At 64.7% G+C, this 20,268-nt stretch carries 23 protein-coding genes; 13 read left to right on the top strand and 10 right to left on the bottom strand.

Going from position 1 to position 20,268, the window contains the following annotated elements; translation table 11 throughout:
* Positions 1-91: 91 nt before the first annotated feature.
* The 3 genes from AUR64_RS17590 to eif1A all read right to left on the bottom strand — a co-directional run bounded on the left by AUR64_RS17590 (position 92) and on the right by eif1A (position 2,320).
* Entirely contained in the window at positions 92-988 is an 897-nt protein-coding gene (locus AUR64_RS17590) for a winged helix-turn-helix domain-containing protein (RefSeq protein WP_058583269.1), read from the bottom strand.
* Between the two features lie 48 nt (positions 989-1,036).
* The gene (gene rio1 / locus AUR64_RS17585; RefSeq protein ID WP_058583268.1) at positions 1,037-1,894 is read right to left on the bottom strand and encodes a serine/threonine-protein kinase Rio1; all 858 of its coding nucleotides are present in this window, start codon (positions 1,892-1,894) and stop codon (positions 1,037-1,039) included.
* Between the two features lie 141 nt (positions 1,895-2,035).
* Positions 2,036-2,320, bottom strand: a complete 285-nt coding sequence (eif1A, locus tag AUR64_RS17580; RefSeq protein ID WP_058583267.1) for a translation initiation factor eIF-1A — start codon at positions 2,318-2,320, stop codon at positions 2,036-2,038.
* Between the two features lie 141 nt (positions 2,321-2,461).
* Here eif1A and AUR64_RS17575 point away from each other — a divergent pair, with 141 nt between their 5' ends.
* Positions 2,462-2,641 (top strand): DUF7470 family protein, encoded by a 180-nt coding sequence (locus AUR64_RS17575; protein WP_058583266.1) that lies wholly within the window; start codon positions 2,462-2,464, stop codon positions 2,639-2,641.
* Between the two features lie 68 nt (positions 2,642-2,709).
* Here the strand turns inward: AUR64_RS17575 and AUR64_RS17570 are convergent, their stop codons facing one another.
* Together AUR64_RS17570 and AUR64_RS17565 are read right to left on the bottom strand one after the other, a co-directional pair.
* A complete protein-coding gene (locus AUR64_RS17570; protein WP_058583265.1) occupies positions 2,710-3,705 on the bottom strand; it encodes a tyrosine--tRNA ligase in 996 nt (331 codons plus the stop codon).
* Between the two features lie 208 nt (positions 3,706-3,913).
* The gene (locus AUR64_RS17565; protein WP_058583264.1) at positions 3,914-5,887 is read right to left on the bottom strand and encodes a DUF460 domain-containing protein; all 1,974 of its coding nucleotides are present in this window, start codon (positions 5,885-5,887) and stop codon (positions 3,914-3,916) included.
* 184 nt (positions 5,888-6,071) lie between these two features.
* On the opposite strand from AUR64_RS17565, the gene AUR64_RS17560 reads away from it, so the two are divergent.
* A complete protein-coding gene (locus tag AUR64_RS17560) occupies positions 6,072-7,019 on the top strand; it encodes a prohibitin family protein (RefSeq protein ID WP_058583263.1) in 948 nt (315 codons plus the stop codon).
* A gap of 6 nt (positions 7,020-7,025) precedes the next feature.
* The gene (locus tag AUR64_RS17555; protein WP_058583262.1) at positions 7,026-7,544 is read left to right on the top strand and encodes a hypothetical protein; all 519 of its coding nucleotides are present in this window, start codon (positions 7,026-7,028) and stop codon (positions 7,542-7,544) included.
* A 1-nt stretch (position 7,545) separates the two neighbouring features.
* On the opposite strand, the gene rnz is transcribed toward AUR64_RS17555, so the two are convergent.
* Positions 7,546-8,475, bottom strand: coding sequence for a ribonuclease Z (gene rnz / locus AUR64_RS17550; protein ID WP_058583261.1), 930 nt, complete (start codon positions 8,473-8,475; stop codon positions 7,546-7,548).
* A gap of 120 nt (positions 8,476-8,595) precedes the next feature.
* On the opposite strand from rnz, the gene AUR64_RS17545 reads away from it, so the two are divergent.
* The 4 genes from AUR64_RS17545 (at position 8,596) to AUR64_RS20165 (ending at position 11,286) form a co-directional block, all read left to right on the top strand.
* Complete coding sequence (locus AUR64_RS17545; protein WP_058583260.1) at positions 8,596-9,045, top strand: SHOCT domain-containing protein; 450 nt, start codon at positions 8,596-8,598, stop codon at positions 9,043-9,045.
* Positions 9,046-9,176: 131 nt separating this feature from the next.
* Positions 9,177-10,187 carry an AAA family ATPase gene (locus AUR64_RS17540; protein ID WP_058583259.1) on the top strand — a complete coding sequence of 337 codons (1,011 nt, stop codon included), beginning with the start codon at positions 9,177-9,179 and terminating at the stop codon, positions 10,185-10,187.
* Positions 10,188-10,817, top strand: coding sequence for a protein sorting system archaetidylserine decarboxylase (locus tag AUR64_RS17535; RefSeq protein ID WP_058583258.1), 630 nt, complete (start codon positions 10,188-10,190; stop codon positions 10,815-10,817).
* Positions 10,818-10,854: 37 nt separating this feature from the next.
* A complete protein-coding gene (locus AUR64_RS20165; RefSeq protein WP_240479630.1) occupies positions 10,855-11,286 on the top strand; it encodes a hypothetical protein in 432 nt (143 codons plus the stop codon).
* Between the two features lie 18 nt (positions 11,287-11,304).
* Here the strand turns inward: AUR64_RS20165 and AUR64_RS17525 are convergent, their stop codons facing one another.
* A complete protein-coding gene (locus AUR64_RS17525; protein WP_082230846.1) occupies positions 11,305-12,270 on the bottom strand; it encodes a methyltransferase domain-containing protein in 966 nt (321 codons plus the stop codon).
* Positions 12,271-12,446: 176 nt separating this feature from the next.
* Between AUR64_RS17525 and AUR64_RS17520 the strand changes: the two genes are divergently transcribed.
* On the top strand, positions 12,447-13,007 hold the full coding sequence (locus AUR64_RS17520; protein WP_058583256.1) for a TATA-box-binding protein: 561 nt from the start codon (positions 12,447-12,449) through the stop codon (positions 13,005-13,007).
* Here AUR64_RS17520 and AUR64_RS20635 read toward each other — a convergent pair whose 3' ends face one another.
* Positions 13,008-13,178: a hypothetical protein gene (locus AUR64_RS20635; RefSeq protein ID WP_155120651.1), complete on the bottom strand. Its 171-nt coding sequence runs from the start codon at positions 13,176-13,178 to the stop codon at positions 13,008-13,010.
* A gap of 24 nt (positions 13,179-13,202) precedes the next feature.
* On the opposite strand from AUR64_RS20635, the gene AUR64_RS17515 reads away from it, so the two are divergent.
* Together AUR64_RS17515 and AUR64_RS17510 are read left to right on the top strand one after the other, a co-directional pair.
* Positions 13,203-13,574, top strand: a complete 372-nt coding sequence (locus AUR64_RS17515; protein WP_058583255.1) for a DUF7473 family protein — start codon at positions 13,203-13,205, stop codon at positions 13,572-13,574.
* Between the two features lie 241 nt (positions 13,575-13,815).
* Positions 13,816-14,796, top strand: a complete 981-nt coding sequence (locus AUR64_RS17510) for a CPBP family intramembrane glutamic endopeptidase (protein WP_058583254.1) — start codon at positions 13,816-13,818, stop codon at positions 14,794-14,796.
* A 22-nt stretch (positions 14,797-14,818) separates the two neighbouring features.
* Here the strand turns inward: AUR64_RS17510 and hisG are convergent, their stop codons facing one another.
* Both hisG and AUR64_RS17500 read right to left on the bottom strand, forming a co-directional pair.
* Positions 14,819-15,682 carry an ATP phosphoribosyltransferase gene (gene hisG, locus AUR64_RS17505; RefSeq protein WP_058583253.1) on the bottom strand — a complete coding sequence of 288 codons (864 nt, stop codon included), beginning with the start codon at positions 15,680-15,682 and terminating at the stop codon, positions 14,819-14,821.
* 59 nt (positions 15,683-15,741) lie between these two features.
* Complete coding sequence (locus tag AUR64_RS17500) at positions 15,742-16,128, bottom strand: hypothetical protein (RefSeq protein WP_058583252.1); 387 nt, start codon at positions 16,126-16,128, stop codon at positions 15,742-15,744.
* 123 nt (positions 16,129-16,251) lie between these two features.
* Between AUR64_RS17500 and AUR64_RS17495 the strand changes: the two genes are divergently transcribed.
* The 3 genes from AUR64_RS17495 to AUR64_RS17485 all read left to right on the top strand — a co-directional run bounded on the left by AUR64_RS17495 (position 16,252) and on the right by AUR64_RS17485 (position 20,202).
* A complete protein-coding gene (locus AUR64_RS17495) occupies positions 16,252-17,541 on the top strand; it encodes an amidohydrolase (RefSeq protein WP_058583251.1) in 1,290 nt (429 codons plus the stop codon).
* A gap of 147 nt (positions 17,542-17,688) precedes the next feature.
* The gene (locus tag AUR64_RS17490; RefSeq protein ID WP_058583250.1) at positions 17,689-18,732 is read left to right on the top strand and encodes a hypothetical protein; all 1,044 of its coding nucleotides are present in this window, start codon (positions 17,689-17,691) and stop codon (positions 18,730-18,732) included.
* Positions 18,733-18,915: 183 nt separating this feature from the next.
* The gene (locus AUR64_RS17485) at positions 18,916-20,202 is read left to right on the top strand and encodes an adenosylhomocysteinase (protein ID WP_058583249.1); all 1,287 of its coding nucleotides are present in this window, start codon (positions 18,916-18,918) and stop codon (positions 20,200-20,202) included.
* Positions 20,203-20,268: the final 66 nt, after the last annotated feature.

Here is a 20,268-nt window from a genome sequence, read left to right as displayed (position 1 = left end):
CGGTTCTCACGCGTAGTCGGGTTAAGTGATAGCAAACCTACAGTTCTGTAGTATCGAGTACAGAACGACGGTTCTGTATCTGGGCTGATATTTACGCGTCGGACCGTTCGATGTCGACGATGTGGGCCGTTTCGTCGACGACGACGCCGATTGACTCGCCGTCCAGTTCGCACGACACCCGGACGCGTGGGGGGTCTCTCGAAACGATTTCGGTGACGTTCGCGTTCAGCACCTCGTCGAGTTCCCACGAAGGGATATCGTCGACGTCGACGCCGTGGTCGGCGAGAAAGACGACGACCGACGAGTTCGTCGCCGCCAGCGTGTCGACACTGACGAGCATCCTGTTGCCGCAGCGGTCGCAGTGGTACCGGAGATACGCCACTTCACGTTCGATAGCGCTTTTGACCTCCGGTTCGTCTTCGTTGAGTTCGAGTCGTGCCTCCAAGCGTCCCGAGCAGTTCGGACAGAACCCGCGGGTCGCCTGCGCGAACTCGGAGAACACCCACCGCTCGAACGCGAGGGGCAGTTCCTCGCGGTCGTACTGTTCGATACTCCCCGGTGGGAACGCAAACGACATCCTGACGTTGCCGCAGTCGCTGCACCGAATCTTCGCGTGTTCGTCCTCGTACGCCGCGACGAGCGCCGTACCGCACTCGGGGCACGCGCCGTCGGTTTCGATGGGGTCCAGCGAGACGGAGGCAGTGTACGTTCCTGCCAACAGCGCGCCGACGACTTGCGTTCCCGCGAGGGTGAGTTCGTACCCCTCGTCGCTGCGGCGGACGAAGGAGTCGAGCAGTTTCTTCAGGTGGTAGTTGAACTTGCCCGAGTCGCGGACCCCGACGCGTTCGCGGAGCGCCGAGAACCCGAGCGGTTCGTCGACGCCGGACAACTCACGGAGGATGGCGAGTCGCGTCTCGTCGGCCAGAAGCGAGAACGCCTCTTCGGGTGGTCGGTGTTCGACGGTGCGCGTCTCCGACTCGTCGGTCATACCACCGCTGGCGTCGTCGGGAGGCTTGGTTCTGTCGTCGACGAACGACTACGGGTCGGGTTCGACGTCGGTGACGTACTCGTGCAACTCTTCGCCGGTCACGTCGAGACCCTGTCGGGAAAAGAAGTTGGCGACGTTTCGGCAGTCGCGGTCGAGGAACTCTCCGGCGTTGGGGTGGTGAACCGTCACCGCTTGCCCGAGGTCGATGATGACGAGTTCGCCCTCGTGGATTATCATGTTGTACTCCGAGAGGTCGCCGTGGACGAGGCCGGCGCTGTGGAGGCGGCGCATGTACTCGCGGACGACTTCGTACGCTGTTTGGGGGTTCTCGACGTTCACCTCGGCGAGGCGGCGCGCGCGGTCTTCGACGAGGCCGACGAGTTCCATCACCAAGACGTTGCGTTCGACGGCGATGGGCGTCGGAACGCGGACGCCCGCCTTCTGGGCGCGTTCGAGGTTGGCGTACTCCTTTCGGACCCACGCGAGCACGATTTTCCCCTTGTCGTTGCCGATGCCCCGAAAGCGGGGGTCACCTTCGAGATACTCGCGCATCTGCCGGAAGTTCGAAGCGTTGATTCGATAGATTTTGACCGCAACGTCGGTGTCGTCGTCGCCGAGCGCCTCGTAGACGTTCGCCTCCTTGCCCGTCGAGATGGGCCCGCCGAACGCCTCGATGTGGCCGTCTTGGACGAGTTTGTAGATGGCGGCGAAGGTGGCGTCGTCGAACACCGACTGTTCGACTTTGAACTGGTCGGCGTCTTTGATGCGCTTTCTGAACTGGTCGAACTCGCGGTCCCGCCGGCGTGCGATACGGTCGGCCTCCGTGTCGGAGACGTCTATCTCCTCCCACTCGTCTCCGAAGCCGTCGACGGCGTCGGGTTCTATCAGGCCGAACTCGTCTGTCATTCACACGAAGCTACGAGCGCGGGCACTAAAAGACCCACACGTGTGACGGTGGTGCGTGGCCTGTTCGTCCTGTCGCCTCCACGACGAGTGCAGCGGCTCACGCTGGTGTCGTACGCTCGGAAAAACACCGTGTCGGCCCGGCTACTGGATGTGGCCTTCCTCGCGCAACTGGTCGGCCTCCTGTTTCTTGTAGCGCCACGTCACGTCGGCTTTCTCGTCCTGCCAGTCCCACGGGTCGACGAGGACGACGTCGTCTTCGCGTATCCAGATGCGTTTCTGCATCCGGCCCGGTATGCGAGCGGTTCGTTCCGTGCCGTCCGCGCAACGCACCTTCACGCGGTTCGCGCCGAGCATGTTCGTCACCACGGCGAACTCCTCGTCGTCGTTCGGCATTCGAAGGTTGTTGCGCCCTTCGTTCTCGCTCATACTGGGGCGTTCGTCGGCCCAACTGTTAAAACCGCCGTCGCCGCGTTCGGCGCTCGGCGATCGCCGACAAACGAGTCGAGAGTCGACTCGTGGGCCGACACAACCGGTGGTTTTACCGCGCGAACGCGAGGAGGTGAGCGCATGCTCAAGAGACTCGGTACGACCGGTATCCTCGGTGTCGTCTTGCTCTTAGCCGGACTCGGAATCGTCGCGTACCAAGCACCCATCGTCGCCGCCGGCCTCGCGTTCGTTCTCGCGGGCGTCGGCCTCGTCGCTCAAGGAATCGTCAAAAGCGCCATGCAAGCGTTCGGCTTCGCCTAAATAGTTGAAAACCGGGTTACTCCGTCGCCCGCCGAACCACTGCGTTGCCTACTGAATCGTCTCCGAACTCACTGCGTCGCTTGGCGAATCTTCTCGCGGCCCGGCGCGACGAGTTCGTCGAGGTAGTTCGCCAGTGCGCCCTTTGCGTCCGCCGGATGCAACTCGCCGGATTCGAGGTCCGCCGCCAGCGACTCGTAGTCGTCGTACTCGAGGTTGCCGCCGTACTTCTCGGGGCGTTCGACGACCACCGTCTCGAAGCGCGGGAACACGTGGTACTCGAAGATTTGCAGCACCGGGTTCTCGCGGTCGTTCCCCTCGTCGTCGGGTTCGGGGTCCGCCGTCGGCGGGCAGTACGCGCTGTTGACCTTCTGTTCGATGTCTTCTGTCGAGTCCTCCATCGAGATGGTGACGCCCTTCGAGGAGGACATCTTGCCGACGCCGGAGCCGAGGTCAGCGATGAGCGGCGTGTGCAGACAGGTCGGCGAATCTTCGCCGATGCTCGGCAGGGTGTCGCGGGCGAGCATGTGGACTTTTCGCTGTTCCATCCCGCCGATGGCGAGGTCGACGTCGAGGTAGACGATGTCGAGCGCCTGCATCAGCGGGTACACTGCTTGGGAAACTTTGACCGTCTCGCCGCTCTTGATTTCGGACATCGCCCGTTCGGCGCGCGACATCGAGGTGTTGAGTTCGAGTGCGTGGAGGTCGAGGGTGTACTCGCGGTCGAACTGGAACTCCGACCCGAGCACGAACTCGGTTTGCTCCTCGTCGAGACCGTAGGCGATGAACTGCTCTTTCATCCGCTCTGCAGTCTGGCGAATCTCCTCGAACGTGCCCTTGTCGTTGAGGTAGGCGTGAACGTCGGCCAGAAGCACGGTGACCTCGAAGCCTGCCTCTTGGAGGTCGATGAGCTTCGTCGCCGTCAGCATGTGACCGATGTGGAGGACGCCCGAAGGCTCGTAGCCGACGTACGCCCGCTTCCCGTCGGGTGATTCAGCTAGCGTGCGCACCTCGTCCTCGGTGACCACCTCGGAGGCGTTCCGGGTGATTCTGTCGTAGGCGTCCATACTCGTACCGAGCGCCGGATGTGGGATATGACTTCTGGAAGTGTGTTCGCACGCCGTCCGAAGGTTCAAATCGGGTGACGGGACCCACCCCACATCGTGCTGTGAACGCGGCGCGGAGCGAGTCGAGGCGGGTGTACGGGACGCCGCTCCGCGGGTTCGACTATCCGCTGTCCCGTCTGTTTGCCCTCCCGTTCCTTCGAGCGACGACTCAGCGCCCGCGGTTCTCCGCGCGGTGTTCGGAGATAATCTCGTCGACCATCGCCGAGTTCTGGTCGCGGCGACGCTCCTCGGCACGCTCCTCCCAGTCGTCGATGACGGCCTCTACGTCGCTCTCGCGGGCGACCGCGAGTTCGTCGACTTCCTGCATAGAGACGTCCTCGGCGGGGCCGACCGGAATGTCGGCCTCGAACAGCACTTCGTCGGCGGCGTCCGAGAGGCCGCCTTCGCGGAGGACGACTCGCGGGTCCGTCTCCGCGAGCAGTTCGGCGGTACGCCGACCCGCACCGCTGGCGTCGCGGAAGTATACGACATCTCCAGCGGCGAGTCCGAACTGTTCTTGGGCCGTCTCGATGCCGTCCAGCGTGAACTGTTCGACGACTTTGACGGCGACCAAGTCCCGGTCGCCGGCCACGTCCGCGAAGTTCGAGTGGTCGAGTTTCCACAGCGTCTTCAGTCGGTCGAGCTTTCGCTCCAGTTCGTCGGCTTTCTTTTCGGCTTTGTCGCGTTCGCGCTCTAACCGCTCGTTCTCGCGTTCGAGACGATTGACTTCGCGTCGCTCGCGCGCCTCGCGTCGTTCGTTCCGGCGAGCGTCCGAGAGTTCTTTCTCATACTCGTCGATGGTCTCGTCTTTCGTCTCCAGTCGCGTCTTCAACTCGTCTGCGTGGGTTTCGAGGCGTTCGACCTGCCGTTCGAGACGCTTGATGCGCTTTTCGTCTTCGGTGAGTTCGCGCGGTTCGTGCGTCGATTCGGCCTCCGTCTCGTCTTCGACCCTCGGGTCCAGTTCTCTGAGTACGGCTTCGACGGACTCCTCTTCGGCCAACACACGGGCGATGACCTCGCTGCGGTCGACGTTCGGGGGCACCTTCCGCGTGATGCGAGCGAACTGGTCCTCGTGGGCGTCGTAGGCGAACAGCGCCGCCGCCAGCGCGTCGCGTTCGTGGTCGTTGTCGTAGTCGATATCCCGAGTTCGGTGCAGTTTCTCGTCGACGGGCAGGTCTTTCGGCGGTGCCCAGCCGACGGCCTCGAAACTCCGACGGAACTTCTCGACGGTTTCGGGCATCGGATGCACGTCGGCGGCGACGATGGTCGGCCGCCCGCGTTCGATGAGCCACTCGATGACGCCGGCGGTGTCGTCGGTGCGTGTCGAGTAGACGTCGAGGACGTTCCCGTCGAGGTCCGCGACGGCGACGGCGGTCGTCGTGCCGGGGTCGATGCCGACGATGACGCGGTCGCGGCGCTTCACGAGCGGTTCGAACTCGACGCCGTCGCGGCGTTCGCGCTCGATTTCGACGCGCACGTCGCCCGAACGGTTCGCCGAGACGGGGATGTCGCCGGGGCGGGCTTCGACAGTGAAGATAGCGTTCGAGAAGCCGCCGTACTTCTCGGTTACGTCCTTGTCGTACTCCAGACCGGCTTTGTCGAGTTCCGACTCGACTTCGCGGGCGCGACGCCTGACGTTGCCGTGGATGCGGCGGGTGTAGCGGTCCTGACTCCACCCGCCCTTGCCCGTCGAGCGGCCGCGCGAAACCTTCACCGTCGTCGTGTTGGTGAAGGCGCTCACTTCGTAGCCGACGTTGCCGAGTGCGAGGCGGGCGGCCGCCTCGGCCTCTTTCATCGGCTTCTTGCCGTAGGGGACGCCGTGGCGGGAGGCGACCCGCGAGAGCGGTTCGGGGCGCTCTGCGCCGGTCACTTGCACCAGTTTCGTTCCCTCGGGGAGCCACCGCAGGAAGTGGACGAGTGCGTCCTTGTCGGCGGCGAGTTCGTACATGTTGTCCGTCGCCAGCATCGCCGGTTCTCGCGCTTCGACCAGTCGTCTCAGCTTCCGCAGCGAGACTACGTCACGTTCCACTTCGTCGCCGTCGAGAACGACGAGAGCGTAGGAGGGCGCATCTCCACGAACGTCACCGCTCTGGATGTCGACGCCGAAGACGACGGAGTCGAGCGCACGCGTCCGAGCGTTCACGCTGACGGAATAAGTGGTCTGTCAGTAAATACCCCACGCCGGAATCGACCCGACTCGACCTGGCCCGACCCGACTCACCCCGACTTGACTCGACTCGACCTGACCCGACCGACTCCCGTTCTCCAGTCGCCGACGCTCTGTTCCCAAACAAACAAGTCGAAGTACACGAATTTCAGGATGTAGTATGAGTTACGACCCCGACCCGCCGGACGTGAGTTCGGCAGCCCTCCGCAAGTACCTCCTTATCGGCGCTCTCGCGCTCTTGGTCATCGCCGCACCTATCGCCGGCATCCTCGCGTGGGAACCCGTCGAAGAAGGTAACGTGAAAGTCGTCAAGAAGTGGGGTGCGACCACCGGTACCGTCTTCGAACCGGGCCTGCATTTCGTCAACCCCGTCTCGCAGTCGACGACGAGTCTCTCGGTTCGTCCGCAGTCGTACACGATGTCCGCCCAGCAGGGTGAAGGACAGGAAGCGACGCGTGACGACGCCATCACCGTGCTCACCGAGGACGGCCTCCGCGTCGACATCGACGTGACCGTCCGCTACCGCGTCGACAGCGCGAAAGCCGTCACGTTCTACAAGAACTACCGAAACCTCGACACCGCCGAGGAACGTCTCATCCGGCCGTCGATTCGGTCGGCACTGCGAACGGAGGCGGGCCGTCTGCCCGTTACGGACGTGTACACCGGTGCAGGACAGGCGACACTGAAACAAGCCGCCGAAGAGACGCTCGCCGAGGAGTTCGCCCCCGACGGCCTCATCCTCGAAGCGGTTCAGGTCCGCAACGTCGAACTCCCTGCCGAGTACGCCAGAGCCGTCGAACAGAAGGAGATTACCGAACAGCGTCGCCAACAGAAACAGAGCGAACTGGAAGTCGAGAAACTGGAAGCCGACCGCAAACGCATCGAAGCCGAAGGTGAAGCCGAGGCCAACCGCGTCGTGAGCCAATCGCTCAACGACCGCATCCTCACTCAACAGTACATCGAACGTCTCGACGAGACCGACACGGTGTACATCCCCGTCGGCGAGAACGGCTACCCGCAGTTCGTCAGAAACATCGACGGCGATGCCAACACCCAACAGACGACGTCGACGACGACCGGAAACACGACGAACAGTACCGCGAACTGAGACACCGTGTCCCGTCAGTTCCCCGTACTGCCCGTCGCACTCACTCTCTTCGTTCTCGTCGCCGCTGTCGCGTTTCGCGGACTCCTCCTCTCTGTCGGCCGCGTCGTTTTCCTCCTCGGATTTCTCGCTTTGGTCGTCGGTGCGGCGGTTCTCCTGATACAACCGACGGCGTATTCGCGGACGACGTTCGGCCCAGCGAGACGCGTCGTTTGTCGACCGCTCGGCAGTACCGAAAACGCTGCCGAGAGAGACGACGGCGTCGGCATCGACGCCGACGGCTCCACGTTAGAGTTCGACTGCGTCGCCTGTGACCGACGCGTGACCGCCGGCGAGTCCCATCGATTCGTCCGCGAGTTCGTCGTCGCGGGCGTCCCGCTGGTGTTGTTGGACGACGGCGAGAACCGGTACTGTCGCGCGTGTGCGGCCGACGAGAGAGGTGAGGCGGCCGATGAGGGCGATATCGACGACGCGGCACTCGACACCGAGGGGACTCTCACCGAGGAGTCGTCGACCGACCGCCGCTGACTCACTCGGCGTCCGGATACGGAATCTCGACGCGCTGGCCGTCCTCGGCGACGAACGACTCGCCGTCGAAGGCTTCCGTCGCTTCTGCGGCCAACTGCGACACGTCGGCGGCGTAGCGCGAGGAGACGTGAGTCAACGCGAGACGCTTCACACCCGCACGCTGGGCGACGTCGGCGGCTTCGGCGGCCGTCGAGTGCGCCGTCTGTCGGGCGCGACCCGCGTTGTCGGAGGCGAACGTCGCGTCGTGAACCAGCAAATCCGCGTTTTCGGCGATATCGACCGTCGCCTGTACCGGGCGCGTGTCACCGGTGTAGACGAACTTTCGGCCCGGTCGGGGGTCGCCGACGACTTCCTCGGGTTCGACGACCCGCCCGTCGTCGAGTTCGACGGCCTCGCCCTCGTGGAGTTTTCCGAACTTCGGGCCGACCGGAATCCCCAGTTTTTCGGCCTTCTCGCGGTCGAACCGCCCGGGCCGGTCGTCTTCGACGAGCGCGTACCCTTGCGAGCGCGTCCGGTGGTTCGTCTCGAACGTCCGTACCTCGTACTCGTCGCCTTCGAGCGCCGTCGCGCCGGCGCTCACCTCGTGGACTCTGACTGGATAGCTCGGGCGGTAGCCGCCGGCGTGGACGAGATTCTCGATGTGCTCTCTCGACCCGCGGGGGGCGTGGATTGCGATGGGCTCTTCGCGGCCGTTGAAGTCCCACGACTGTATCAATCCGGGAATCCCGAGGATGTGGTCACCGTGGAGATGTGTGACGAACAGATGTGAGACCCCGAAGCCGGTTCCGAAGCGCATCATCTGCCGCTGAGTTCCCTCGCCGCAGTCGAAAAGCAGGCGCTCGCCCTCCCGGTTGAGGAGGATGGCGCTGGGGGCCCGTTGGGTCGTCGGGATGGCCCCACTGGTTCCTAAGAAGGTCACGCGCATCGACATACAGGCTCTGAGACGGGGGCGGACTAAACCCGTGTCGGATACGTCGTCGCAGTCGATTGAGGGTGCACTCACCGTCGCGTTCGCCGACTGGTTTTTGGTCTGAGCGCGAGTAGAACCGCTATGGCTTCCCCGGCAGAGCGCGCTCGAACGAACGCGACCGAAATCGCCTCGCTTCTGGTCCTCGGCGCAGGCTTTCTCGCGCTGTTCGGTGGGTTCGAACTGTTCTTTCTCATCTGGATACTCGGGTTCGTCGTGTTCGTCCCGCTCGTCGAGTTGCTGTTCGGCGAAGAAGAGGAGGAAACAGACGACTGGTTCTCGTCGTTCGAGGCGTCGCTCGAAGAGATGTTCGACTGGTCGGCGACGAGTGACGCCAGCGACGACGAGAAGGAGGAGGAGACAGACCCGCTCGTGACGCTCCGCGAACGCTACGCACGCGGAGAGCTCTCCGACGAGATGTTCGAGCAGAAACTGGAGCGACTGCTCGAAACCGAGACGTACGAGGGGGCCCGAGAACGCGTCCAGCGGTCGAGCCGGGAGCGATACGAGCGTAGCCGGGAGTACGAACGCTGAGTTCGGCAGACTGCGAAAATCTGGAACATCCCGGGGGGTCTTTTTTGAAATTCGGAATCGAAGCCGGTGGTCGTTGCCGTCGCCCGACTGAACCGACCGATTCTTACGTCGTTACAGACAATATCGGACAAATGGACGCCCCCCTGTGGACCGATGCGCACGCACCGGAGCTCGCCGACCTCCCGCAGGCGGCGGTTCGAGAGCGACTCGCTCGCACCGTCGACGAACCGATGAACCTCGTCGTTCAAGGTCCGCCGGGCGTCGGCAAGACCGCAGCAGTCCGTGCGCTCGCCCGTGAGACGCACGACGACGTAGAGAACGACCTCGTCGAAATCAACGTCGCGGACTTCTTCACTCGGACGAAAAAGGAACTCCGCGAGGACCCCCGCTTCGAGTCGTTTCTCTCCGGTCGCAGTCGGATGGCCAAACGCGACATGATAAACCGCGTGCTCAAGGAGTCGGCGAGTTACGCGCCCGTCTCCGGCGAGTACAAAACCATCGTCCTCGACAACGCCGAGGCCATCCGCGAGGACTTCCAGCAGGCGCTTCGCCGCGTGATGGAACAACACCACCGGACCACACAGTTCGTCATCACGACGCGCCAGCCGACGAAGCTCATTCCGCCGATTCGCTCGCGCTGTTTCCCGGTCCCGGTTCGCGCGCCGACGACCGACGAGATGGTCGACGTGCTCCGCGATATCGTCGACGCCGAGGAAATCGAGTACGACGACGACGGTCTGGAGTACGTCGCCGGATTCGCCGGCGGCAATCTCCGGAAGGCGATTCTCAGCGCACAGGCGACGGCCGTCGCCGCCGACGAGTTGACGATGAACGCGGCGTTCGAGACCCTCGGCGACGTCGGCGACGACGAGGCGCTCCGCGGCGTGCTCGCCGACGCCGAAGCCGGCGAGTTCAAAGCCGCCCGGAAGGGTGTCGACGACCTTCTCGACGAAGGCTACGGCGGACAGGAACTGCTCGGCGAACTGCTCCGCGTCGCCCGAACCGACTACAGCGGCGACGAACTCGCCCGCCTGCACCGACTCGCCGGACAGGTCGACCTCGACTTGGCGACGGGGAGCGACGACCGAATCCACGTCTGTCACTTGCTCACCGAGTGGTCGCCCGCGGGTGGGGCCGCGTAGATGGCCTCGCTTCCCGCACGCCTCTCGGCGGCCGTCCCCCGACAGTTCGCCCCGTCGACGCGACGCTACGCGCTTCCGCCTGCGATTCTCGCGGTGCTGCTCTCGGTTTTCGTGCCGCCGCTCGGACTGCTCTTCATCGCGGTGACGCTGTTCGTCCTCTGGTTCTTCCGCGACCCCGAACGCGTCGCACCCGACTCGGGATTCGTCTCGCCCGCTGACGGACGTGTCTCGGTGATTCGACGCGAGGACGACCGCGTCCGCGTCGGCGTGTTCATGAACGTCACGAACGTCCACGTCAACCGTGCGCCCGCCGACGCGACGGTCGAGTCGGTGACGCATCGACCCGGCGCGCACAAACCGGCGTTCTCGAAGGATTCGGAGCGAAACGAACGCGTCGACGTCGACTGCGGCGAGTTCGAGGTGTCGCTCATCGCGGGCGCGTTCGCCCGGCGCATTCACCCCTACGTCGAGGACGGCGTCTCGCTCGAACGCGGTCAGCGAATCGGCCACATCGCCTTCGGTAGTCGTGCCGACGTGTTGCTTCCCGAGCGGTTCGACGCGACCGACGTCTGTGTGAAGAAGGGTCAGCGCGTCCGGGCGGGCGAGACCGTCGTCGCGCGCCAGTCCTGACGAAACCCTCATACCCGCGTTCTGTGAATCGGGTGACGTGTCCCTCCAATCACAATCTCGTCGGTCATCGGATACTCCCGCCGCGCCCCGCTGGTGGTTCGGTGTCGCCTGTTTTCCGCTCGTGCCGCTCTTGTCGCTGCTTTCGACGTTCAGCGTCGTGCTGTTCGGCGGCGGTTCCTATTTGAACGCGGGCGGCAGTCCTCCCGACACGCTGGTGATTTCGTGGCTGTTGCTCACGTTCGCTGCGCAGTTGCTCGCGGTCTTCGTCGCATTCGGCGTCCTCACGATGCTCGTACTCGATACCTGGGCGCTCCGCCGAGGAGACTACGGCTGGCGGCCGTCGTGGGCGTGGGCGCTCGGCGGCGTCGGCAACGTTGTCGCAGCGTTGTTCTATCCACTGTACGTCGTCTCGCTCCCGGCGCTCGGCTACTACCTGTATCGCCGCCGAAGACGCGTCGGTGCGCCCTAATCGTTGCGTCGGAGCGGCTTACTCGTCGCGTCGCAACACGTGGACGTGCCTGACCAGTGAGCGATGCACCCGCCGCTCGAACGTTTCCTCGACTGTCCACCCCGCGTTCTCTGCTTCCTCGTGCCACGAACGGTCGGCGACGAGAACGCCCTGCGGCGCGACACGGTACGCCTCTTCGAGCGCTCCCGAAACGAGGTCACGCAGCGAGTGCCGCGCAATCTTCGACTGGCGGCCGTACGGCGCGTCGAAGACGACGCCGTCGACGGCGTCGTCACGCAGAGGCAGAGCGGTAGCATCGCCGCGGACGACGTGAGCGTCGCCGTCGACGTACGCGTCGAGATTTATCCGTGCGCCGGCGGCCATCTTCTTCTGTGCGTCGACGCCGACGGGCGTCGCGCCGACGAGTCCCGCCTCGATGAGCGTGCCGCCGGTGCCACACATCGGGTCTAAAATCGTCGCACCGGGTTGTGCGCCGGCGATGTTGGCGAACGCTCGGGCGTCCAGTGGAGCCATGCTCCCCGGTTGGAAGAACGGCCGGTCGGTCGGTCTCCTGTCTCCGTAGTCGCGGATGCTCTCGACGACCTGCCAGCCGACGAAACAGCGGTCGTCCGCGAAAACCACCCGGAGAACGTTGTCGGGGTCGTCCAAATCGACGGCGTAGCCGCGGTCGACGAGAACGCCGCCGAGTTCGCGTTCGGTGTCGCCCGTCGAGACGTCGCTCTCGCCGCGAACGTCGCGCGCACGGACGGCGACGGTCCCCTCCCGCGACAGCGACGCCGCTTCGAGGAGGAGTCGGGCACTCTCGACGCTGGCGTCGGTGTGGCCGACCAGATCGCTCGCACGATGGGTGTACGCGAGCGTTCTCGCGCGCGCTCGGTCGAGCGTTCGCGCGACGGCGACACCCGGGGCGGCGAGTTCGGGTTCTCCGGCGGCCGCGCGGGCCTCGTAGGCGGCGAACGCGTCGTCCTCGCCCGCGAGTTCCAAACAGTACACGGTCGAATCTGTCGGGGCCGACGTATGAGCGTGTCGAACGGTTCGAGCGAGCGGTCGCTCCGAATGACCCCTCGAACGACCCGAAATCGGACGAACTGCCGGAAACCGAACCTATCAACGCCTGCACCAACCTTTTTAAACCTTAAATACGATACTTAAATCGCTCCATGAGTGACCCCAAGGACACCATCAACATCGAGAACGTGGTCGCTTCCACGGGAATCGGGCAGGAACTCGACCTTCAGAGCGTCGCGATGGACCTCGAAGGTGCGGACTACGACCCCGAACAGTTCCCGGGTCTCGTCTACCGCACCCAGAACCCGAAGTCGGCGGCGCTCATCTTTCGGTCCGGCAAAATCGTCTGCACCGGTGCGAAATCGACCGACGACGTCCACGAGAGTCTGGGTATCGTCTTCGACAAACTCCGCGAACTCCAGATTCCCGTCGACGACGACCCCGAGATAACCGTCCAGAACATCGTCACGAGCGCCGACCTCGGGCGGAACCTCAACCTCAACGCTATCGCCATCGGTCTCGGTCTCGAAAACATCGAGTACGAACCCGAGCAGTTCCCGGGTCTCGTCTACCGTCTCGACGAACCGAAAGTCGTCGCCTTGCTGTTCGGTTCCGGCAAACTCGTCATCACGGGCGGCAAGCAACCGGTCGACGCCGAACACGCCGTCGACAAAATCGTCAGCCGTCTCTCCGAACTCGGCCTCCTCGACTGATTACTCCTCGACGCGGCCGATGAGCGTCCATCGCGTTCGACGCTCGCCGTTCGGCATTTTCTCTTCGCTCACCTGATAGATGTACGGCCCGTGCGGGCACTCCTCGCAGTTCCGACCATAGGGCTCGCGCTTGACGACGAGCGTGTAGCCGTCGTGTTCGGAAAACACCATACGGTCGGGGTCCGAAGCGTCGGCATGGTCGTTCCGTTGCAGACGACAGTCGGGAGTCCGGTCGCTATCGCCGGCACCGTCGGTCTGTTCGCGCTGTTTCTCTCGGTCACGGCGCACATCGCCGCGCGCAACGTTCTCGGCGACGTCGCCATCAGAAACGCCTTCGGCGTCGGTCCGCTCCCGGCAGGTATCGCGGTGCTGTCGACGACGTTCGGCGTCTCGGCGGCGCTGGCGCTGCCGCTCGCTCTCGCCGCCGACGCCGCGCTGATAAAGTACCTCTACGACCGGCCGTGGCGACTGACGCTGTACGTCGTGGCCATCCACCTCGTCGTCACCATCATCCTCGGTGCGCTCGTCTTCAGCCTGCTCGCGCTCTGGCAGAGCGCGCCCGGCTAATCGGCGGTCGGCTCGAAAGGAACGAACGCACAGCGTCTCAGCGGTTCACAACACTGTTTGACGCGTTTCGACCGCCGAGAACTGCTTGTTCGACGACGGATAGATACAAGTAGGACGTTCGTGAGTAGAAGAACGATATGGACGTTCTTCGTCGTTCGACGCGCTGTTCGTCCGCGGGGGTACGGTCGCAGACGCCTGCGACCGCCTCACCGTCGGTCGGTCCCGGGTGGGTGAGCGCCCGGTGAACGGTATCGTCCCGAAAGTGCTGTGGAACCTCGACGAGCGACGCCTGCGCGCGCCGTGGCGTATCGTGGCGACGTCACTTCTCGTCGGAGCGCTGACGCTCACCGGGTGGTTCGTCTTCGTCGCGTTCGCCACACCCGGCGATGGGGCCGACCCCGCCCTCGGCGAGGGTGCCGTACTCGTCTCGGAGTTCGCACCGCTCGTGCTGTTGGGCACGGCGACCATCGCGGCCGTCTCCTTCAGCGGCACGTTTCTCGACCGGCGCTACTTCGCCGACTTCGGCCTCCACGTCGACGGCGACTGGTGGACCGACCTCGGCGTCGGGTTCGGCCTCGGGTCGGCGCTGATGACGCTCGTCTTTCTCGTCGAGTACGCCGCCGGATGGGTGAGCGTCGAGGGTGTGCTCAGCGCACCGCTGTCGGCGTTGCTCCCACAACTACTGTTGTCGGTCGCATTCGTCGTCTTCGTCGGCTTCCACGAGGAGTTGCTGTTTCGCGGCTACGTCGTCACGAACCTCGCCGAAGGGCTGTTCGGCCACGCCGACTTCGACGCCGACAGAGCCGTCGGCGGCGCAATCGTCGCCTCGGCGGCCCTCTTCGCACTCTTGCACGCGGTCAACCCGAACGCGACGATACTCAGCACGCTCGGCGTGGCGTTCGCGGGCGTTCTCCTCGCGTTCGCGTACGTTCTCACCGGCGAAATCGCGCTCCCGGTCGGGTTTCACGTCTCGTGGAACCTGTTTCAGGGGCCGGTCTTTGGATTGCCCGTCACCGGCGTCGACCCGGCGGCGTCGCTTCTGGTGTTGAACCACCACGGTCCCGCGCTCTACACCGGCGGCGCGTTCGGCCCCGAGGCGGGACTGCTCGGCGTCTCGGCGCTCTCGCTCGGGTGTCTGGTCGTCGCGGCGTGGGCGAAGCGACGCTACGGACAGGTCGTACTCTACTCGGGACTCACCGAACCCGACCTGCGGCGGCGCTGAATGGAATTCTTCTTTGGCCGCGTTACTCTACCAGACGCTCGATTTCGGTGACGAGAATGTCGGACGCACCGACTTCGCGGAGATTGCCGATAGTCTCGAACACTTTGCGTTCGTCGACGACGACGTGGACCGCGACGGTGGCGTCGTCGCCGTCAGCCTCCGCACCCGCGATATCCATCACGGTCGGCCCGCCCATTCCCGGAATCACGTCGCGTACCTCGTCCAACCGCGACTTCGGCGCGTTCATCATCAGATAGCGCTTCCCGTCGGCGGCCAACACCGAATCGAACGCCGTCGTCACCTGCTGGACCTTCTCGTCGTCGACCACGTCGGGACGAGCGAACACTCGAACCGAACTCGCCAGTACCTCTTCGACGACGGCGAGACGGTTCACCCGCAGCGTCGTCCCGGTGCTCGTGATGTCGACGATGGCGTCGGCCATCTCGACGTGTGGAGTAAGTTCCGTCGCGCCGGTCACTTCGACCACGTCGGCGTCGACCTCACGCGCCGCGAAGAACTCGCGGGTGACGTGCGGAAACTCGGTGGCGACGGTCTTGCCTTCGATGTCGCTGACGGAGTGAATCTCGCCGTCCTCGGGGGCGGCGAGCACGAGTCGACATTTCCCGAAGCCCAAATCGAGGAGTTCGGAGAGTTCGTGGCCCGACTCTCGAACTTGGTCGAGGCCGGTGATTCCCATGTCGGCGGCCCCGTCGCGGACGTAACCGGGGATGTCGGCGGCGCGGACGAACAGGACGGTCACCTCGGGGTCGACCGTCTCGGCGTACAGTTTCCGGGCCGCGCCGTTCTCGACGTGGAGTCCGGCGCGTTCCAACAGGTCCATCGACGGGTCGTGCAAGCGGCCCTTGTTGGGCACGGCGATTCGCATACCGGATGCTCGTGGGCGCAGGAGAACTGTCTTTCCCTCTCTCTCACGGAGTCGACCGGTCACCGCCGCGCCGCGCCGACGACGAATCCGACTGCGCCGAGACCGATGCCGGCGACGACGCCGACGCTCGCCATCGTTGCGACGTCGATACCGAGCGGTGCCTCGCCGCTCAGCGCCAACTGGAGACCGGAGACGGGTGCGAGACCGAGGACGACGCTTCCGAACAGACCGCCGCCGTTGGCCGCGCTCAGCGCCGAGGGGACGACCATCAACGCCAGCGTGACCACCGCACCGGGGACCACCACCAGCGGGAACAAGCCGAGCATCCGGCAGACGACGACGCCCATACACTCGGCGGTAAAGAGGAGGGGGATGAGGGCAAGCCACTCGACGGCGTCCTCGTCACCGACGACGAGTCGTCGAAGCGGGGAGGCTGTGACAGCCATACCGAGATATCAATCACCCCATCTGATAAGTGTATCCCGCAGACACTTTCTTTCACCTCCGAGGTGAGCGATTCCGTCCACGGAACCGGACCGCCTTTGGTCGCCTCCGGTGTACCGTGGGCCATGACGACGCTCCAGATTACCGGTGGCGAGGTGCTGCTTCCCGACTTGTCGGTCGAACGTGGCGACGTACTCGTCGACACCGAGTCGGGCGAGATTCTCGCCGTCGGCGACACCGACGAGGGAGACGAGACCCTCGACGCCGAGGGCGGCCTCGTGATGCCCGGTCTCGTCAACGCGCACACGCACGTCCCGATGACGCTGCTTCGCGGCGTCGCCGACGACAAACCCCTCGAAACGTGGCTCAGAGAGGATATCTGGCCGGTCGAAGGCGCGTTCACCGCCGACGACGTGCGCGTCGGCGCGGAACTGGCGATGGTGGAGATGATTCGCTCGGGGACGACCGGGTTCGCCGACATGTACTTTCACGTCCCCGAAATCGTCGACGTCGTCGAAGAGGCGGGACTGCGCGCCCGACTCGGCCACGGCGTCGTCACCGTCGGCAAGGACGACGAAGCGGCGCAAGCCGACATCGACGAGAGCCTCGACGTCGCCGCCGAGTTCGACGGCGCGGCGGGAGGCAGAGTGTCGACGGCGTACATGCCGCACAGTCTCACCACCGTGAGCGAAGACGAACTGCATGAATCGGTCGCCCGCGCCCGCGAACTCGGGATTCCCGTCCACTACCACGGCAACGAAACGACCGAGGAAGTCGACCCCATCGTCGACGACCGCGGCGAGCGACCCCTGAAATACGCCGACGACCTCGGGATGCTCGGCGAATCTGATTTCTTGGCCCACGGCGTCCACGTCGACGACACGGAGATAGAACTGCTCGCCGAACGGGGGACGAGCGTCATCCACTGCCCGGCGTCGAACATGAAACTCGCTTCGGGTATTGCGCCCGTCCAGCAGATGCTCGACGCAGGCGTCTCGGTGGGACTGGGCACCGACGGCGCGGCGTCGAACAACGACCTCGACCTGTTCGACGAGATGCGCGACGCGGCGATGGTCGGCAAACTCGCCGCCGACGACGCCAGCGCCGTCGCCGCCGAGACGGTCGTCGAGATGGCGACCCGCGGCGGAGCAGATGCGCTCGGATTCGACTCGGGCCGCCTCGAAGCGGGGGCGAACGCCGACGTCGTCGTCGTCGACTTCGACGCCCCACATCTGACGCCCGCGCACGACCCTGTGAGCCACCTCGCGTACGCGGTTCGTGGGTCGGACGTCCGACACACCGTCTGCGACGGTGAGCTGCTGATGCGGGACCGAGAGGTGCTTACGCTCGACGAAGCGGCGGTGATTCGCCGTGCGGCCGAACACGCGCGGGCGGCGCTCGACCGAGCCACCTAAGCGTTCGTGACATTCATCTTCTAGTGAAAAATCAGCGCCTTAGAAAGTCGTTTGAACGGTTATAAACGATTCTCGGCCGTTTTCAACGAACCGAACCGGGTGAACGACAGGCCCCCTTTATCTACCACTCTGATGTCGGGCACGTTGATGAGTTCAAGTAAAGTGACTCTCACGTTTGCGTTAGTTCTCCTCTGCACGGCGTTCGCGCCGGGCGTCGCGGGAGCGCTCGCAGCGGACGCCCCGCTGGACGTAGACGTGGCACACGACGACACGGAAGTGACGGTCACGGTCACACAGAACGCGACGACGGTGCAGAACGCCACCGTCAACGTGACCGCCGACGGCAACTACTCCGGTGAAGGGACGTACGCGACCGGCGAGAACGGCAGCGTCGTGCTGCCGGAACCCGACTCGCCCACGAACGTGACGCTGAACGTCACGTACGGGTCCTTGGAGACGACCGAATCGGTCGAACTCGCCCCGTCGACGAGCGAGGGCTTGTCGGTCTCCGTCTCGCAGGACGACGGCGGTGAACCGACGGTGTCAGTGACCGACAACGGTACCGCCGTTCCGAACGCGACGGTCGACGTCGCCGCCGAGGGTAACTACTCCGGTCTCGGCACGTACACGACCGGCGAGAACGGCAGCGTCTCGCTGCCGGAACCCGACGAGAACGTCACGGTCACCGTGACGGCGACCACCGACAACGACACCGTCGAGACGACGGCGAACCTCACTGTCGCCGACGAGGAACCGATGTCGTTCGGTCAGCGCGTCTCCTCGTTCGTCCAGAGCGTCCTCGGCGACGACGGTGAGGGCGGTATCGGACAGGTCGTCTCCGAGTTCGTCCGCGGCAACAACCCCGGGAAAGCCGACGAGAAGCGACCCGACCACGCGGGCCCGCCCGCAGACAAGGGCAAGAACGCTGACCGGGGCAACCAGTCGAAAGTCGGTAACGGAAACGGTCACGGCGCCGAGAAGGGCGACGACCACCCGAGCAACGCGAACGGTAAGAACGTAGACGACGAGTCGGACGAGACCGACGAGACCGACGAGAAGAACGAGAACGGACAGAACGGACAGAACGGAAAGAAGGGCAGCAACGGAAACGGAAACGGTAACGGCGGCGACTCGCCCGAACTCGACAACGGGCCTGCAGTAGACGGGCCGACGGTGCCCGCCGACGCCTAAGCACCACCACAGCCACCGACTCGACTCACTGACCACTCTCGCTGACGGCTCGGTCCTCCCCTCTCGCTTTCCGGTCCCCCTTCTGCTTACCTCCCATCGAGTTCGGTTCCGGACGCCACGCTCGGCACCCGCTGAGTCACCGCCTTCGGTACCGTTTTGAGCGCGGTGAGCAAAGCCCCAGCCATGAGCACGAGTTACGCTCCCGTGAGCGAACATCTCGACGACGTCGAGGCCGCCCGCGCGGAGGGCCGACGCAAGATGGACTGGGCGCTGCAGCACATGCCGATTCTCACCGCCCTGCGCGAGGAGTACGAGGCCGAGAAACCCTTCGCGGGACAGACTATCGGGATGGCGATGCACGTCGAAGCGAAGACGGCGAACCTCGTCGAACTGCTCGCCGACGGCGGCGCGGAAGTCGCCATCACGGGCTGCAACCCGCTGTCGACGCACGACGACGTGAGCGCGGCGCTCGACGCCCACGAGAACATCTCCTCGTACGCCGTCCGCGGCGTCGACGACGAGGACTACTACGCGGCCATCCACTCGGTCGTCGCCCACGAACCCACCATCACCGTCGACGACGGGATGGACATGGTCAAAGTCGTCCACGAGGAGTATCCGGAACTCATAGAGACCATCGTCGGCGGCTGTGAGGAGACCACCACGGGCGTCCACCGCCTGCGCGCGATGGACGAAGACGGCGCGCTCGAATACCCCATCTTCGCCGTCAACGACACGCCGATGAAACGCTTGTTCGACAATATCCACGGCACTGGCGAGTCCTCACTCGCCACCATCGCCATGACGACGAACCTCTCGTGGGCGTCGAAGAACGTCGTCGTCGCCGGCTACGGCTACTGCGGGAAGGGCGTCGCCAAGAAAGCCGCCGGACAGAACGCGAACGTCATCGTCACCGAAGTCGAACCCCGCCGCGCGCTCGAAGCGCACATGGAGGGCTACGAGGTGCTGCCGATGGCCGAAGCCGCCGAGAAAGCCGACGTGATTCTCACGACGACGGGCAACCGCGACGTCGTCACCCGCGAGCATTTCGAGCAGATGAAAGACGGGGTTCTCCTCGCCAACGCGGGCCACTTCGACATCGAAGTGAACCTCGACGACCTCGACGACCTCGCGGTCGACCGTTACGAGGCCCGAGACGGCGTCGAAGCGTTCGAGATGGACGACGGCCGCCGCCTCAACGTCATCGCCGAGGGCCGCCTCGTCAACCTCGCCGCACCCATCGCGCTGGGCCACCCCGCCGAGGTGATGGACCAGAGCTTCGGCGTGCAGGCCGTCTGTGTCCGCGAACTCGTCGACAACGGCGACGAGTACGACGCCGGTGTCCACGACGTGCCCGACGAACTGGACCGTCGCGTCGCCGAAATCAAACTCGACGCCGAGGGCGTCGACCACGACGAACTCACCGACGAACAACGCGAGTACATGGGTAGCTGGCAGCACGGGACGTAAGTCGCCGAACGAACACCCGAAAACAGATTCTCTTTCAGCCAGTCTACTCACGCCCGAAAACGGCCG

This window comes from Haloprofundus marisrubri (assembly GCF_001469955.1).
Classification (GTDB): Archaea; Halobacteriota; Halobacteria; order Halobacteriales; family Haloferacaceae; genus Haloprofundus; species Haloprofundus marisrubri.
This window is presented reverse-complemented; position numbering and strand designations above follow the sequence as displayed.